The sequence below is a fragment of the Herbaspirillum sp. VT-16-41 genome, from assembly GCF_001994935.1.
Lineage (GTDB): Bacteria > Pseudomonadota > Gammaproteobacteria > Burkholderiales > Burkholderiaceae_D > Herbaspirillum > Herbaspirillum frisingense.
In genome coordinates, this window is the sequence record NZ_MUXB01000079.1 from 185313 (window position 1) to 201552 (window position 16240).

At 65.1% G+C, this 16240-nt stretch carries 16 protein-coding genes; 13 read left to right on the forward strand and 3 right to left on the reverse strand.

Annotated elements, in window-relative coordinates:
• The first annotated feature begins 78 nt into the window (after positions 1–78).
• From andAc to BTM36_RS05800, 9 genes are all read left to right on the forward strand, one after another.
• The gene (gene andAc, locus BTM36_RS05760) at positions 79–1359 is read left to right on the forward strand and encodes an anthranilate 1,2-dioxygenase large subunit AndAc (RefSeq protein WP_077235534.1); all 1281 of its coding nucleotides are present in this window, start codon (positions 79–81) and stop codon (positions 1357–1359) included.
• Positions 1356–1856, forward strand: coding sequence for an anthranilate 1,2-dioxygenase small subunit AndAd (andAd, locus tag BTM36_RS05765; RefSeq protein ID WP_006464261.1), 501 nt, complete (start codon positions 1356–1358; stop codon positions 1854–1856). The genes andAc and andAd overlap by 4 nt, the downstream gene beginning before the upstream one ends.
• A gap of 7 nt (positions 1857–1863) precedes the next feature.
• Complete coding sequence (gene andAb / locus BTM36_RS05770; protein WP_077235535.1) at positions 1864–2949, forward strand: anthranilate 1,2-dioxygenase ferredoxin subunit AndAb; 1086 nt, start codon at positions 1864–1866, stop codon at positions 2947–2949.
• 119 nt (positions 2950–3068) lie between these two features.
• Positions 3069–4247 carry an ABC transporter substrate-binding protein gene (locus BTM36_RS05775; protein ID WP_077235536.1) on the forward strand — a complete coding sequence of 393 codons (1179 nt, stop codon included), beginning with the start codon at positions 3069–3071 and terminating at the stop codon, positions 4245–4247.
• Between the two features lie 12 nt (positions 4248–4259).
• Positions 4260–5174 (forward strand): branched-chain amino acid ABC transporter permease, encoded by a 915-nt coding sequence (locus BTM36_RS05780; RefSeq protein ID WP_006464264.1) that lies wholly within the window; start codon positions 4260–4262, stop codon positions 5172–5174.
• A gap of 8 nt (positions 5175–5182) precedes the next feature.
• Entirely contained in the window at positions 5183–6136 is a 954-nt protein-coding gene (locus tag BTM36_RS05785) for a branched-chain amino acid ABC transporter permease (protein ID WP_006464265.1), read from the forward strand.
• Positions 6126–6905, forward strand: coding sequence for an ABC transporter ATP-binding protein (locus BTM36_RS05790; RefSeq protein ID WP_077235537.1), 780 nt, complete (start codon positions 6126–6128; stop codon positions 6903–6905). Before BTM36_RS05785 ends, BTM36_RS05790 begins: the two co-directional genes overlap by 11 nt.
• A complete protein-coding gene (locus BTM36_RS05795; RefSeq protein ID WP_077235538.1) occupies positions 6902–7612 on the forward strand; it encodes an ABC transporter ATP-binding protein in 711 nt (236 codons plus the stop codon). The genes BTM36_RS05790 and BTM36_RS05795 overlap by 4 nt, the downstream gene beginning before the upstream one ends.
• Positions 7613–7653: 41 nt before the next feature.
• The gene (locus BTM36_RS05800) at positions 7654–8517 is read left to right on the forward strand and encodes an alpha/beta hydrolase (RefSeq protein WP_174616814.1); all 864 of its coding nucleotides are present in this window, start codon (positions 7654–7656) and stop codon (positions 8515–8517) included.
• A gap of 45 nt (positions 8518–8562) precedes the next feature.
• On the opposite strand, the gene BTM36_RS05805 is transcribed toward BTM36_RS05800, so the two are convergent.
• Positions 8563–10032, reverse strand: a complete 1470-nt coding sequence (locus BTM36_RS05805) for an efflux transporter outer membrane subunit (RefSeq protein WP_077235539.1) — start codon at positions 10030–10032, stop codon at positions 8563–8565.
• Between the two features lie 188 nt (positions 10033–10220).
• Between BTM36_RS05805 and BTM36_RS05810 the strand changes: the two genes are divergently transcribed.
• The 3 genes from BTM36_RS05810 to BTM36_RS05820 all read left to right on the forward strand — a co-directional run bounded on the left by BTM36_RS05810 (position 10221) and on the right by BTM36_RS05820 (position 13518).
• Positions 10221–11309 (forward strand): HlyD family secretion protein, encoded by a 1089-nt coding sequence (locus BTM36_RS05810; protein ID WP_077235540.1) that lies wholly within the window; start codon positions 10221–10223, stop codon positions 11307–11309.
• Positions 11306–12898 carry a DHA2 family efflux MFS transporter permease subunit gene (locus BTM36_RS05815; protein ID WP_077235541.1) on the forward strand — a complete coding sequence of 531 codons (1593 nt, stop codon included), beginning with the start codon at positions 11306–11308 and terminating at the stop codon, positions 12896–12898. Before BTM36_RS05810 ends, BTM36_RS05815 begins: the two co-directional genes overlap by 4 nt.
• Positions 12899–13011: 113 nt before the next feature.
• Positions 13012–13518, forward strand: coding sequence for a helix-turn-helix domain-containing protein (locus tag BTM36_RS05820; RefSeq protein ID WP_077235542.1), 507 nt, complete (start codon positions 13012–13014; stop codon positions 13516–13518).
• Positions 13519–13541: 23 nt separating this feature from the next.
• Here BTM36_RS05820 and BTM36_RS05825 read toward each other — a convergent pair whose 3' ends face one another.
• Positions 13542–14810, reverse strand: coding sequence for a YbfB/YjiJ family MFS transporter (locus BTM36_RS05825; protein ID WP_077235603.1), 1269 nt, complete (start codon positions 14808–14810; stop codon positions 13542–13544).
• A 173-nt stretch (positions 14811–14983) separates the two neighbouring features.
• Here BTM36_RS05825 and BTM36_RS05830 point away from each other — a divergent pair, with 173 nt between their 5' ends.
• Complete coding sequence (locus tag BTM36_RS05830) at positions 14984–15577, forward strand: TetR/AcrR family transcriptional regulator (RefSeq protein ID WP_077235543.1); 594 nt, start codon at positions 14984–14986, stop codon at positions 15575–15577.
• A 24-nt stretch (positions 15578–15601) separates the two neighbouring features.
• Here BTM36_RS05830 and BTM36_RS05835 read toward each other — a convergent pair whose 3' ends face one another.
• Positions 15602–16219 (reverse strand): riboflavin synthase, encoded by a 618-nt coding sequence (locus tag BTM36_RS05835; RefSeq protein WP_077235544.1) that lies wholly within the window; start codon positions 16217–16219, stop codon positions 15602–15604.
• Between the last annotated feature and the right edge of the window lie 21 nt (positions 16220–16240).

Below are 16240 nucleotides of genomic sequence, written 5' to 3' on the forward strand. Positions count from 1 at the left end.
TATCCGGGCCGGCAGGCACTACCTAAGATGCGTCCTATACCGGGCCAGACCTGGTGTCTAACGATGAGGACACGCCGCATGAACACATCCATCCAGCCTGATCAGCAAGGCTATGCACCGCTGGTGCAGTTTCCCCGCGCCGACGGCGCCCGTACCCCCTACAAGGTATTCAGCTCCAAGGAGGTCTACGACCTGGAGCAGGAGCGCATCTATCGCGGCGAGACCTGGAGCTTCCTGGCCCTGGAAGCGGAGATTCCCAACAATGGCGACTTCAAGAGTACGTTCGTCGGCGATACCCCGGTGGTGGTGACCCGTACCGAAGACGGCAGCCTGGCCGCCTGGGTCAACAAGTGTTCGCACCGGGGCGCCGTGGTCTGCCGCACCCCGCGTGGCAATGCCAGTTCCCACAGCTGTGCTTATCACCAGTGGAGCTTCGATTCGCGTGGCAACCTGCTGGGCGTGCCGTTCCGCCGCGGCCAGAAGGGTGCGGCCGGCATGGCCAAGGACTTCGATCCCAAGTGCCATGGCCTGCGCCAGTTGCGCGTGGACAGCTACAAGGGCCTGGTCTTCGCCACCTTCAGCCAGACCGTGGAATCGCTGCCGGACTACATCGGCGCCGAGATGCGCCCCTGGATCGACCGCATCTTCCACAAGCCCATCGTCTACCTGGGCTGCACCCGCCAGTATTCCAAGTCCAACTGGAAGCTCTACCTGGAAAACGTCAAGGACCCGTACCACGCCAGTCTGCTACACCTGTTCCACACCACCTTCAATATCTTCCGCGTGGGCATGAAGGCGCGCTCGCTGGCTGACAAGCATCATGGCCTGCACAGCATCATCACCGCCACCAAGAACGAGGTGGAGACCGCCGATGCCTACAAGCAACAGGAGATCCGTTCCTTCGACGAGGGTTTCTCGCTGCAGGACCCGTCGGTGCTGGGCCAGATCAAGGAATACGAGGAACTGACCACCAACCACATCCAGCCCATCTTCCCGCAGCTGGTGGTGCAACAGATCCACAACACCCTGGTGGCGCGCCAGTTGCTGCCCAAGGGGCCCAACAACTTCGAGCTGATCTTCCACTTCTTCGGTTACGAGGACGACACCCCGGAACTGCGCGCCCTGCGCATCAAGCAGGCCAACCTGGTGGGGCCGGCCGGCTACATCTCGATGGAAGACACCGAGGCTACCGAACTGGTGCAGCGTGGCACCGCGCGTGACCCGGATCACTGCTCGGTGATCGACATGGCGCGCGACAACCCGGACCAGGAAGACACCCTGATCACCGAAAGCCTGATCCGCAAGTTCTGGATGGGCTACCAGAAACTGATGGGCTTCCCGTCCATCGAAAAGGCATGAACGAGGCACAGCAGATGGAAAACATGGAACAGATGACATTGTGGTTCGCCCTGCACCAATTGCAGGAGCGTTACGTCCACGCCCTCGACAACGACCGCCTGGAAGAGTGGCCCGAATTCTTCACCGATGACTGCCTCTACGAGATCATCCCGCGTGAAAACGCCGATGCCGGCCTGCCCATCGGCATCATCTACTGCGACAGCAAGAAGATGCTGCATGACCGCGTGCTCTCGCTGCGCCATGCCAACATCTACGAGGCGCACACCTATCGTCACATGACGTCCGGACTGGTGTTCACCCAGAACGCCGACGGTTCGGTCGATGCGCAGTCCAGCTATGTGGTGGTGCAGACCTTGCAGAACGGTGAGTCCTTCGTCTACCAGGCTGGCCGTTATGAAGACCGCGTGGTCAAGACCGACGCCGGCTGGCGCTATGCCCGTCGCCGCGTGATCTACGACACGCTGCGCGTGGCGACGTTGTTGGCCACTCCCATCTGAGGTCGGTATGAGCGAGTGGTTCGATGTCGGCCATGCCGATGATTTCGCCGAAGGTGAGGTCGCTGCGGCCAGGGCGGGTAGCCAGGCAGTGGCGATGTTCCGCCTGGGTGAAGAGATTTTTGCGCTCAAGGACTTGTGCACCCACGGCAATGCCAAGCTCTCCGATGGCTATGTCGAGGATGGCTGCGTCGAATGTCCGCTGCACCAGGGCCTGTTCGATATCCGTAGCGGTGCACCGCGTTGTGCGCCGGTGACCGAGGCCGTGCGCAGCTTCCCGGTGCGCGTGGTGGCGGGGCGGGTGGAGGTCGGCGTCGGCGTCGGCGATGCCGCGCAGACCGGAGAAGGCGCGGCAGCTGCTCAGGACGCCGCACCGCAGCTGGTGCAGGCCAGCGTGGAAAGCATGGAGCGCGCTGCGCCGGACGTGGCGATCCTGCGCCTGCGTTGCGCCGCGCCTCTGTCCTGGCGTGCCGGACAATACATCGACCTGCTGCTGGAAGACGGCCAGCGCCGCAGCTATTCCATGGCCACCCATGCCGGTGCCGGCAGCGACCTGCTGGAGCTGCATGTGCGTCACCTGCCCGGTGGCGTGTTCACCGATCGTGTCTTCGGCGGCATGCAGCCGGGCCAGGCGCTCACGCTGGAAGGGCCGACCGGCAGCTTCTATCTGCGTGACGGCACGCAGCCGGTGATCCTGCTGGCCAGTGGCACAGGATTTGCTCCGGTCAAGGCACTGGTGGAAGAGGCGATCGCCGTCGGCAATACCCGGCCCATGCGCCTGTACTGGGGTGGCCGTCGCACCGCCGATCTCTACCTCGATGCGCTGTGCCGCGACTGGGCGGCGACGCTGCCCTGGTTCGAGTATGTGCCGGTGCTGTCGGAGGTGGATTCCGCTTCCGGCTGGCAGGGGCGCACCGGTTTCGTTCACCAGGCCGTGATGCAGGATGTTCCTGCGATGCAGCAATATCAGGTCTATGCCTGTGGCGCACCGGTCGTGGTAGAGTCAGCGCGGCGCGATTTCACGGCCGCCTGCGGCCTGCCTGAGACAGCCTTTTTCGCGGACTCCTTCCTTTCGAAGGCCGACCTGCGGACATAGGACGGCAGGCCGGCGCATGCGTTGAACCAGGCTTTCATCGGCGCAGGGCGTACCGTCTACACCGCATTGCAACATCACGACGATTTCAAACCATCAAGAACCTAGAGGGGAATCCAGGCATGAACCGACTGACTAAAGTGGCAGGTGCAGTAATGATGGCAATGGCAGCAGGCGCGAGCCTGTCGGCCCAGGCGGCCGACGTGGTGAAGGTCGGCTTCCTGACTACCCTGAGCGGCCCGGCCAGCGCGCCCGGCGTGGACGAGCGCGAAGGCTTCATGCTGGCCCTGAAGACCCTGGGCAACAAGCTCGGCGGCGTGCGCGCCGAAGTCATCGTGGTGGATGACCAGTTCAGCCCGGATGCCGCCAAGCAGGGCGCGGACCGCCTGATCAAGCGCGAGAAGGTCGACATCCTGAGCGGCTTCGTCTATTCCAACATCCTGCTGGCGGTGGCGCCGGCTGCCTTTGCCAGCAAGACCGTGGTGGTCAGCGCCAATGCCGGACCTGCCCAGCTGGCCGGTGCCGGCTGTAATCCCTATTTCTTCAGCGCCAGCTACCAGAACGATGCGACCCACGAAGCCGCCGGCAAGCTGATGGCCGACAAGGGTTATCAGCGCGTGGCCATCATCGCCCCCAACTATCCGGCGGGCAAGGATGCCTCGGCCGGCTTCAAGCGCTTCCTGAAGAAGGAACCGGCGGTGGAGCTGTTCCCCAAGCTGGGCCAGCTTGATTTCGCCACCGAGATCGCCCAACTGCGCGCAGCCAACATCGACGCGGTGTACTTCTTCCTGCCGGGTGGCATGGGCGTGAACTTCGTCAAGCAATATGCCGCTGCCGGCATGGACCCCAAGATCGTGCGCGTGATGCCGGCCTATGACGCCGACCAGCAGATGCTGTCCAACGGCGACCTGATCGCCGGCGTGGCCAACACCGGCCAGTGGTCGGCCGACCTGCCCAATGAGCAGAACCGCGCCTTCGTCGCCGCCTACGTCAAGGAATACGGTCGCCAGCCCTCGATGTATGCCTCCCAGGCCTATGACGCGGCCATGCTCATCGACAGCGCCGTCAAGGCCGTCGGCGGCAAGGTGGACAACCGTGAGGCCCTGATCGCAGCCATGAAGGCTGCCAATTTCAAGTCGGTGCGCGGTGGCTTCAAGTTCGCGGCCAACCACTTCCCGATCCAGAACCAGTATGCGCGGGTGGTGACCAAGGGCGCCGACGGCAAGTACGTCAACAACATGACGCAGACGCTGTTGACCGACCACGTCGACGCCTACGTCGGCGAATGCAAGATGCAATAAGGGCGGATCATCTTGGGTAATCTGATCTTCGAGCAGGTGCTCAACAGCCTGCAGTTCGGCGTCATGCTGTTCCTGATCGCATCAGGATTGACGCTGATCTTCGGTGTGATGAACTTCGTGAACCTGGCGCACGGCAGCTTCTTCATGATCGGCGCCTATGTGGCGGCGGTGGTGGCCGGTGCCAGCGGATCGTTCTGGCTGGGCCTGCTGGTGGCCCTGCCGGTCACCGCTGCGCTGGGCTTCCTGCTGGAGTGGCTGGTGTTTCGCCGGCTCTACAAGAAGGACCACATGGTGCACGTGCTGGCCACCTTCGCCTTCATCCTGATCTTCAACGATGGCGTGCGCATGATCTGGGGGCCGCAACCGCTGCCGCTGAACATGCCGGCCGCCTTCGCCGGACCGGTCAATCTGCTGGGCCTGCCTTACTCCAGCTATCGCCTGCTGGTGATGGCGGTGGGTGTGGCGGTGGCCATCGGCCTGTACTTCCTGATCAACCGTACCCGCATCGGCATGTGGGTGCGCGCCGGAGCCAACAACCTGGAGATGGTCACGGCCATGGGCATCAACATCCGCCTGCTGTTCCGGCTGGTGTTCAGCTTCGGCCTGTTGCTGGCGGCACTGGCCGGCATCATGCTGGGACCGCTGGTGGCGGTGCAGGCCGGCATGGGTGACGATGTGCTGATCCTGGCCTTCGTGGTGGTGGTCATCGGCGGCATCGGCTCGGTGCCGGGCGCGGCCATCGGCGCGCTCATCGTGGGCGTGGTCGATACCCTGGGGCGCGGCCTGCTGCCGTCCCTGTTCGCGCTGTTCCTGAGCGCCGACGCCGCCGCTTCCGTGGGTCCGGCGCTGGGCTCGATGATGATCTACCTGGTGATGATCGCGGTGCTGTTCTGGCGCCCCAGCGGTCTGTTCCCGGCACGTACCTGAGGAGTCTCATGCAACGTCTGTTCGTTCCCCTGCTGCTGGTTCTGGCAGTGCTGCTGCCGATACTGGCGCAGGCCACCGGGATGGAGTACTACATCGGCGTGGTCACACGCATCCTGATCTTTTCGATGGTGGCGGCCAGCCTGAACTTCATCCTCGGCTATGGCGGCATGGTCAGCTTCGGCCATGCGGTGTTCTTCGGCCTGGGTGCCTACGTGACCGCCATCGCCAGTTTCCATGGCGTCACCAGCGCCTGGCTGATCTGGTTGCTGGCGGCGCTGGTGACGGCGCTGGTCGGCCTGGGCATCGGTGCCATCGCGCTGCGTACACGGGCGGTCTATTTCATCATGATCACCATGGCGCTGGCGCAACTGTTCTACTACTTCTTCGTCGGCCTGCGCTTCTACGGCGGCGATGACGGCCTGCAGGTCAATGCCCGCCCGGTGCTGGGCCTGGGTCTGGATATCAGTGGCGACAATGGTTTCTACTGGGTGGTGCTGGCCTGGCTGGCGCTGTCCTACCTGTTGCTGGGGCGCCTGCTGGCCTCGCGCTTCGGCCTGGCCCTCAATGCAATCCGTCAGAACGAGCGGCGCGCCCAGGCCATCGGCTACCCGGCCATGCGCTACAAGCTGGCCGCCTTCGTGATTGCGGCCGTCATCGCCGGCATCGCCGGCAGCCTGATCGGGATGAGCAACCTGTTCGCCAGCCCCAAGCTCTTGCACTGGTCGCAGTCCGGCATCCTGCTGGTGATGGTGGCCCTGGGCGGGGTGGGATATTTCTACGGCGGCCTGCTGGGGGCGGCGGCCTTCCTGCTGCTGGAAGAAGTGCTGTCCACCCATTTCGAATACTGGCAGATCTATGTCGGCCTGATCCTGTTGCTGGTGGTGATGGTGGCGCCGCGCGGCGTGAGTTCGCTGGCCACCATCGGCAAGACCTTGAAGCAGGGAGAGCAACATGGCGCATGAGCACGCCGCCGCATCGGGCGCGCAGGCGCTGTCGGTCCGGGGCCTGAAGAAGAACTATGGCGGACTGGCCGCCACCCGCGATGTCCATCTGGAGATCGCGGCCGGCCAGGTGCACGCCATCATCGGCCCCAACGGTGCCGGCAAGACCACGCTGCTGTCGCTGCTCTCGGGCGCGCTGGCGGCGGATGCCGGCGAGATCTACCTGTTCGGCCAGGCCATGCACGGTCATGCCGAGCAAGCCAGGGTGGCGGCCGGGCTGGTGCGCTCCTTCCAGATCACCAGCGTCTTCGATGAACTGAGCGTGCTGGAAAACCTGCAGGTGGCCGTACAGCGCGGCCAGCATCGCAGCTATGGCTTCTTCCACGCCAGCGCCAGCGACCGCCTGGCGCGGGAAGCCGCGCTGGAGGTGGCACGCCGGGTCGGGCTGGAGAAGGTGGCGCACCAGCTGTCGTCGCAGTTGTCGCACGCGGCGCGACGGCGCCTGGATGTCGGCCTGGCCATTGCCAGCCGGCCGCGCGTGCTGTTGATGGATGAACCCATGGCCGGCATGGGCCATGAGGAATCGGGCGACATGATCGCTTTGATCCAGTCGCTCAAGCAGGAACTCACCGTGGTGCTGGTCGAGCATGACATGGACGCCGTCTTCGCCCTGGCTGACCGCATCACCGTGCTGGTACAGGGCGCGGTGCTGGCCACTGGCAGCGTGGACGAGATTCGCGCCAATGCCGAGGTCAAGCTGGCTTACCTGGGCGAGGAGGAAACACAATGAGTGCATTGCTGGAGGTGGAAGGTCTCACTGGCGGCTATGGGGCCAGCCAGGTGCTGTTCGGGATCGACCTGCGTGTCAACGAGGGCGAAGTGGTCACCCTGCTGGGCCGCAATGGCATGGGCAAGACCACCACGCTGCGCACCATCCTGGGCCTGAACCGGCCTACCGGCGGCCAGGTGCGTTTCCGTGGCGAAGCCATCCATGCCGCCAGCGCCGACGCCATTGCGCGACGCGGGATCGCCATCGTTCCCGAGGGCCGGCAGATCTTCAAGAACCTGAGCGTGGAAGAAAACCTGTCCGCCTTCGCCGCCCGTCGCAACGGACGCGACAATCCGTGGACGCTGGAGAAGATCTATCAGCAGTTCCCGCGCCTGAAGGAGCGTCGCGGCAACGGTGGTGGCCAGCTCTCGGGCGGCGAACAGCAGATGCTGGCCATCGGTCGCGCGCTGATGACCAACCCGCATCTGCTGATCCTGGATGAAGCCACCGAAGGCCTGGCGCCGCTGGTGCGCGAGGAAATCTGGTCCTGCCTGAAAGCCCTGCGCGAATACGGCCTGACCATCATCGTCATCGACAAGTACATCAAGCGCCTGATCGGCTTTGCCGACCAGCACACCATCCTGGAAAAGGGCAAGGTGGTCTGGCAGGGCGATTCTGCGCAACTGTCGGTGCAGACCGAACTGTGGGACCAGTATCTGAGCGTTTAAGCGCTTTGAATGGTCTTGCGAACTGCCTTAAGGAAAAGATAATGCCCGCGCCCCAATCGTTGACTACCACCCGCCGCGTCCTCTGCCCTGAAGCCGACTGCGAAGCAGGTTACAACCTCAAGGCGGCCTTCCCGGACTTTCCGCAGGTCCTGCAGCAATGGCAGCAGGCCACCGCCGCCATTGCCGGCACGTTGCTGACCGAGGCCGATATCGCCTATGGCAGCGGGCCGCTGCAGCGTTTCGATTTCTACCGCGCCGATGGTGGCGAGCGTCCCTTGCTGGTGTTCATCCACGGTGGCTACTGGCAGGGTGGCGACAAGCAGGACATCGGCTTCATCGCTGCGCCCTATGTGCAGGCCGGCATCAGCGTGGCGGTGATCAACTATTCGCTGGCCCCGCAGGCGCGTATCGAGGACATGGTGGATGAGGTGCATGCCTGCCTGGCATCGATCAGGGGCATGGCGCACAAGCTGCAGATCGATCCGGCGCGCATCTCGCTGATGGGTCATTCGGCTGGCGGGCATCTGGCGGCCTTCGTGGCGGCACAACTGGTGGCACAGCCTGGCGCACAAGCGGTGCAGGCAGTGTTTGCAATCAGTGGCGTGTTCGATCTGGTGCCGTTGATTCTCACTTCGCTGAACCGCGCCCTGACGCTGGATGTCGCCCGTGCCGACGCACTGAGCCCGGTGCTGCAGGCTGGCCCGGCCAGTACCCGCGTACACACCATCATCGGTGAGCAGGAGACGGTGCAATTCCATCTGCAGGCCGCGGTGATGGCCAACTGCTGGTCGCAGGTGGTGGCCCATCACGTGGTACCGCAGACCCATCACTACACGGTGCTGTTCCCGCTGGCCGATGCGGCCAGTCCGGTGTGCCAGGCGGTGATCAGGGAAATGCTCGGCTGAGGCCGACGGCTCCCCGTCACTGACTGCGACCCACCGCTCGTCACGCTACCAACCACCGCCCAGGGCCCGATACAGGCCCACGCTGGCGCGTGCCGAGTCTGCCTCGGCCACGATCAGCTGGTCCTGCGCGGCCAGCAACTGGCGCGTCTGTTCCAGCACTTCCACGCGACTCTCGGCACCATGGTCGAAGGCCTCGGTGACCGCTCTCAAGGCTTCCTCGCTGGCCGCCTTCTGCTGTTGCAGGGCCAGGCGCCGCTGGTCGACTTCGCTCTCGTTGACCAGCGCGTTTTCCACATCCTCGGTGGCTTTCAGCATGGCCTGGCGGAAGCGCGACAGGTCTTCCGCATGGGCGCCTTTGGCCGCCGCCACTTCCGCATCCACCCGACCGAAATCGAACAGGCGCCAGCGCAGGCCCGCTACCGCCGTGGGCTGCAGGGTGCGCTCGGAGAGTTCGAAGCGCGACAGGCTCTCGAAACCCAGCAAGCCCGATAAGGACAGCTTGGGGTAGTACTCCGACATGGCCACGCCGATACGGGCGTTCGATGCCGCCAGCCGGCGCTCGGCCGCCATCACATCGGGACGGCGGCGCAGCAGTTGGGCCGGTGCCGGCAGGGCCTCCAGGGAGGGGGCGGCGGCCATGGTCGGCGCATCGCTGGTCCACTGGGTCGCCAGGCTGCCGGGCGCCGCTCCCATCAGGACATCGAGCCGATTGCGCTGGACCTCGATCTCGGCGCGTACCGGTGTGACCGCGGCGCGCGCGCCGGCCAGCCGGGCCTGCGCCTGGGCCAGTTCTCGACGATTGGAAAACCCATCCTGCAGCCGCAGCGCCACCAGTTCACTCAACTGGCGCTCGGCGGCGATCTGCTGTTCCAGCACCTGGAGCCGCGCTTGCGCCCCACGCAGCCGGAAATAGGCATCGGCCGCTTCGGCGGCCAGCGATATCCGCACGCCCAGGCCATCGGCCGCGGCGGCCTCGGCGCTGGCGAGATCGGCTTCGCGCTGGCGATGCAAGCCACCGAAGAGATCGATTTCCCAACTGGCGCCGACGCCCAGGTCGTATTGCGTGTGGTTGCGCTCGTAACCCGGGAAGTTGCTGGCGATCTGGCCCAGTGGACTGCGCAGCGACTGCCGCTGCTGCTGCACCTGCAGGTTGGCGTCAGCGCTGGGCAGCAGGGCGGCATCGGCCAGTTGTGCCACCGCACGGGCCTGCTCGACGCGGGACAGGGCGGCCTGCAGATCCAGGTTCTGGGCCAGCACGCGATCGATGATGCGATCCAGCACCGGGTCGTGGAAACCGGACCACCACTGGCGCAGCGCCTCGCTGGAGGCCTGCTGATTGATGGAGGCCTGTGGATCGGCCTGCGCCGCCGCACCGGCATGGGCATAGCGGGCCGGCAGCACCGCGCCCGGGGTATCGCCGCTGGCGTAATCGGGGCCGACGGCGCAGGCGCTCAGCGTGGTGGCGACCAGGAGAGCGAGCAGGCTCAGGGAGCGGGGGCGGGGGCGGGATTGCATGCGCTGGCCTTTCGTGGGGTTCGATGAGTTACTTGCAAATTGATAGTTGCTAGTGTAAAGTCACTTTCATTGTGAAAGCAACTGGTTTGTTCCCGATGTGGTGATCCCGCTCCCGTCTTTCGCCTGTTGCTGATGTGTCACTCCCCATTTTCTTTCTCCATCCACCGATCCTTGCAAGGAGTTGTTCCATGGCCCATCCCCTCTCACCCGACGGCAATCCACCGGCTGTGCGCAAACGGATGACGGGCAAGGCCCACCTGGGGCTGGCGGTGGCCGGCGTGGCCGCGTTGGCGCTGGCCTTCTATGGCTGGCACTGGTGGCAGCATGGGCGTTACCAGCAAGACACGGACGATGCCTATGTTGGCGGTGACATCACCGTCATCAGTGCCAAGGTGCCGGGCTACATCGCTACCGTGGCGGTGAGCGACAACCAGGTGGTGCATGCCGGCGACCTGCTGGCCAGGCTGGATGACCGCGACTACCGCGCCGCGCTGGCCCGCGCCGATGGCGCCGTGGCCGCCCGCAAGGCCGAACTCGCCAACCTGGAGGCCACCCGTGCCGTGCAGGCGGCGCTGATCGCGCAGGCCAAGGCCACGGTGGACGCCAGCCAGGCCGAGATCGTGCGCAGCCAGGACGATGATCGCCGCTTCGAGCGGCTGGTGGACAAGGCGGCGGTGTCGGTGCAGGCGGCCCAGAAGGCCGCGGCCGATTACCGCCAGGCCGCTGCCAATGGTCAGAAGGCCCTGGCCGGGCTGGCCGTGGTCACGCGCCAACTGGCCGTGATCGATACCCAGCAGCAGCAGGCGGCAGCCGGCCTGGCCCAGGCCATGGCCGAGCGCGAAGCAGCCAGCCTCAACCTGGGCTATACCGAATTGCGTGCGCCCATCGACGGCGTGGTCGGCAACCGCCGCGCCCGTGCCGGCGCCTATGCGGCCACGGCCAGCCAGCTGATGGTGATCGTGCCGGCCCACGGCCTGTGGGTCGACGCCAATTTCAAGGAAAGCCAACTGGCCGGCATCCAGCCCGGTGACCCCGCGACCATTGAGGCCGATGCCGTGCCGGGCCGGGTCTTCCATGGTCGGGTGGCCAGCGTGGCGCCGGCCACCGGCGCCCAGTTCAGCGTGCTGCCGCCGGAAAACGCCACCGGCAACTTCACCAAGATCGTGCAGCGGGTACCGGTGCGCATCGTCCTCGACCAGGCCGATGCGGCGCTGGATGCGCTGCGCCCCGGCCTGTCGGTGGTGGCGCGGGTCGACCACCGGAGCCAGGGATCATGAGCGCCAGCGCGGCAGCGGCGGGGCAACTGATCCAGCCGTCGCAGATGACGACTTCCGCCAAGGTCTTCGCCTTTGGCGTGATGTGCATCGGCATGTTTGTGGCACTGCTGGATATCCAGATCGTCTCAGCCTCGCTGCGCGACATCGGCGGCGGCCTGTCGGCCGGCAATGATGAAACCACCTGGGAACAGACCAGCTACCTGATCGCCGAGATCATCGTCATCCCGCTCTCGGGCTGGCTCACGCGCACCATGTCCACGCGCTGGCTGTTCGCCTTCTCGGCCGCCGGCTTCACCCTGACCAGTCTGCTGTGCGGGCTGGCCTGGAACATCCAGAGCATGATCGTGTTCCGCGCCATGCAGGGTTTCCTGGGTGGGTCGATGATCCCCACCGTCTTCACCACCGCCTTCGCCTTCTTCGACAACAAGCAGCGCGTCATCGCCGCCTCCACCATCGGTGCCATCGCCTCGCTGGCGCCTACGCTGGGCCCCACCGTGGGCGGCTGGATCACCGATCACTACAGCTGGCACTGGCTGTTCTTCATCAACCTGCTGCCGGGCATCTTCATCACCCTGACCGTGCCGCGCCTGGTGCGCATCGACCTGCCGGACTGGTCGCTGCTGCGGCGGGCCGACTATCCGGGGATCATCCTGATGTCGCTATTCCTCGGCTGTCTCGAATACACCCTGGAAGAAGGGCCGCGCTGGGACTGGATGGGCGACCCGGTCATCGCCACCACCGCCTGGGTGGCGGGCATTGCCGGCGTGCTCTTCGTCTGGCGCAGCCTGACGGCCGCCGAACCGGTGGTGGACCTGCGGGCACTGAAGGACCGCAATTTCGCGCTGGGCTGTTTCTTTTCCTTTGTCACCGGCATCGGCATCTTCGCCACGATCTACCTGACCCCGCTGTTCCTGGGCCGGGTGCGCGGTTTCAGCGCCTTGCAGATCGGGCTGGCGGTGTTTTCCACCGGCGTGTTCCAGATCATGTCCATCCCGCTGTATGCCTGGCTGACCAAACGCATGGACCTGCGCTGGATCATGATGCTCGGGCTGGGTCTGTTTGCGCTGTCGATGTGGCAGTTCGTGCCGATCACGCATGACTGGGGCTGGGCGCAACTGCTGCTGCCGCAGGCACTGCGCGGCGTGGCCCAGCAATTGGCGGTGCCGCCGACGGTGACGCTGACTCTGGGCGGCCTGGCGCCGGCACGGCTGAAGTTCGCCTCGGGCTTGTTCAACCTGATGCGCAACCTGGGCGGCGCTATTGGCATTGCGCTATGCGCCACCATCCTCAACGACCGTACCAACCTGCACTTCATGCGCCTGGCCGAGCATCTCAACGGCGCCAGCGAATCCATGCTGCAGTGGCAGGGGGCAGTGGGCGATGCCCTGAGCACGCAACTGGGTGACGCGCTGGCAGGGCAGGCCGCCGCCTTGCGCCAGCTGTGGCAACTGACCTATCGCGAGGCGCAGACCATGACCTTCTCGGACGCCTTCCTGGCCGTGATGGTGTGCTTCATCATCGCCACCCTGATGGTGCCGCTGATGCGCAAGGTGGTACCGCCCAAGGCGCCCTCGGCAGATGCGCATTGAGGGCAGGGCGGCCCGGCGTGTCACAATGCGGCACAATGCGGGTCGCACGCAGGAATGCCCTGCTGCGGCCACCCTGAGAACTTGAGAACCTGAGTAAAGCTGGAGAACCCCACATGCAGCGCAAGCGCTTTGATGACATGCAATGCCCGATCGCCCGTTCGCTGGACCGCGTGGGTGAGTGGTGGAGCATCCTGATCCTGCGCGATGCCTTCTATGGTCTGTCGCGCTTCGATGAATTCCAGAAGCACCTGGAGATCGCCCCCAACATCCTGACCCGCCGCCTGGCCGGGCTGGTGGAGCAGGGCTTGCTGGAGAAGGTGCAGTATTCCGAACGCCCGCCGCGCTACGAATATCACCTGACCCCGCGTGGACGCGATTTCCGCCCGGTGCTGCTGGCCCTGCTGCAATGGGGCAATACCCATTTCGCCCCGGAAGGTGCGGCCGTAATCCTGACCGACATCGAGACCGGCAAACAGGCCATCCCCATGATGGTGGATGCCAACACCGGCAAGCCCATCACCCCCAAGACCCACATCATCGCCGAAGGCCCGGCGGCCAGCGACAAGGTCAAGCGCAGTATTGCCGAGCTGCTGGAACGACGCGCCGCCGCTGCTTCCTGAGCGGCGCATCGTGGGGGGGGCGGCTAGGCCGCCTGGCAGGTGCCGGCAGGATCGGCCAGCCGGGCGAACTCGGCCAACAGCGCGATGAGCACCATGACCGCCGCGCCCAGGAACATCAGGCGATGCTGGCCATGCACCAGGTTGAAGAGCGCCGAGAAACCATAGGCCGCCAGCGCCATCAGGGCCGCCGAAAACACCGTGGCGCGGCTCCACACCAGATTCTGCTGCACCGGATGGTGCGGCAACAGCTCATGCACCCGGGCCACTGCCAACGGCACCATGCCCGGCGCAAACATCCCGATCACCAGCGTGTACAGGCCCAGCAGCAGATGATTGTCGCTCTGGTACACACCCACCAGCATCGCCACCTGCACCACGCTGAACAGCGCCATGCCATTCTGCGCACCAGCCTTGTCCGCCACCCAGCCATACAGCGGCGGACCGACGATAGCGCCGACACCGTACAGCACCCAGAACAGCGCGCCATATTCGGTCCCCATGCCCAGCCCGCGTGAGATGTAATCCACCAGGAACACCATCGGTGCCACCGCCGAAGCCGCCATCAGCGCGTATTGCCCAAACAGCAGCTTGATGCGCCAGTTGGCCGTGGTCACGTGTCGTGGCGCCGGGTGCGCTGTAGCAGCTGCACTCTTGTGGCCCTGTACCGGCGGCCAGGCAAACCAGCTCGCCGCGCTCAGCACGGCCGACAGCACTGCCAGCCCGATCCAGGTGACACGCAGCCCCATGCCCAGCAGCAGCGGAATGAGCGTACCGGTCGCAGCGATGCCCAGCCCCAGCCCGAGGAAGATCGCACCACTGGCGCGACCCCGGCTGGCCGGCGGTACGTGCGGCAGGATGGTCCCGGCCACCAGCACCATCACCACCCCGCCGGCCACACCCGAGAGCAGGCGCCAGACAAAGTACCAGGCCAGCGACAAGGGGAAGGCACAGGCCAGGAAGGTCAGCGTGATGAGCAGCATCATCAGCCGCAGCGCGCGTTGGTTGCCGATCCGCCCGCCGATGGGACGGGCGATGAGCGCGCCGATCAGATAGCCGGCCAGATTGGCGGCACCCAGGTAGATCACGCTGGAGGTGGAAAACCAGTGCTGATGGATCAGCTCGGGAATGAGCGGCGTAAAGCCGAACCTGGCCAGCCCGATGCTGACCAGGCTGGCGGACAGCCCGGCGAAGATATAGCGCCAGACCTCGGCGCGGGTAGCGGAGGGCGCGTGGGTGGCATGTGTGGCGTGGGTGGCGTGGGAGGGGTCACCCACAGGGTTTTGTGAATGCATGATGGCCTGCCTGTTCAAGTAGATTCAACGTGGATTGCAAGTTGACCGATGGGCACCGTAGTCGGGTGCGATGTTTGACATTAACGTCAATATTGACACTCTAGTCAAAATTGACATGAGCGTCAAGAATGGGTTTAATGTGTGCATCGTATCGACAACAACAGGAGACCGGGATGGCCGGCGTAAGACAATTCGACGAGGACGAGGTATTCGAGGAAGCGCTGGCCGTGTTCTGGCAGAAGGGCTATGCCGCCACCACCATGCAGGACCTGGCGGCGGCCACCGGCGTGCAGCGCGGTTCCCTATACAACGCCTATGGCGACAAGGAAACCTTGTTCCTGCACGTCTTCGGACGTTACCGCGACAGTTACCTGGCGCAGTTGCGCCAGGCGCTGGCGCAGGAAGACCCGCGCCTGGCCCTGCGCCAGTTCCTGCATTACATCTTCCGCTCGATGCGCACCGGCAAGCCCTCGCGGGGCTGCCTGAGCACCAAGACGGCCCTGAGCGAGGAAGGCAAGGAAGAACAGATCCGCGCCGTGATCCGGGGTTTGCTGGATGACATGGAAGCGGTCCTGCTGGAGCGCTTCGACCGGCCGGACACCCGCAGCCAGTTGAGCATGACCCCGCGCGAAGCGGCCCGCATGGTGGTCTGCATGACACGGGGACTGGTGGTGCTGGAGCGCGTCTATCAGGACGAGAAACGGCTCAAGGAAATGGCGGAGATATTGATTGGGACGCTGCTGCCCGGGGAGGGCAGCAGGAAATAAAGGCTTCGGACAGAAGCCGGAAACTCAGGCCTTGCCGCTGGAGAGCATGCGCTCCACATACCGCGCAATCAGGTCAATCTCCAGATTGACCTTGCTCCCCGCCTTCAGGTGCTTGAGGGTGGTCACTTCCACCGTGTGCGGGATGAGGTTGATCGAGAAACGGCAGGCATCGGCCAGGTCCTCGACCCGGTTCACCGTCAGCGACACGCCGTTGACCACGATCGATCCCTTGTAGGCCAGGTACTTGCCCAGCGCCTTGGGGGCATCGACGATCAGTTCGCGGGATTCGCCCACCGGTTCGAAGGAGTGCACCTGGCCCAGGCCGTCGACATGGCCGGAAACCAGGTGGCCGCCCAGGCGCTCGGCCAGGGTCAGGGCCTTTTCCAGGTTGACTTCGCCGGGGGCGTCCAGGCCGGCGGTCAGGCGCAGGCTTTCGCGGGAGACATCGACGGTGAAGCCGGTGGCGGTCTTTTCGACCACGGTCATGCAGGCGCCATTGAGGGCGATGGAATCGCCCAGGCCGACGTCGCCCATGGGCAGCGCGCCAGCATCGATGGTGAGGCGTACACCGGCATCGGGGCCGGCGGCCAGGGGGGTGACGGAAGTGATGGTGCCGACGGCGGCGACGATACCTGTGAACATGGTGCGGTCCTGATGCAGAAA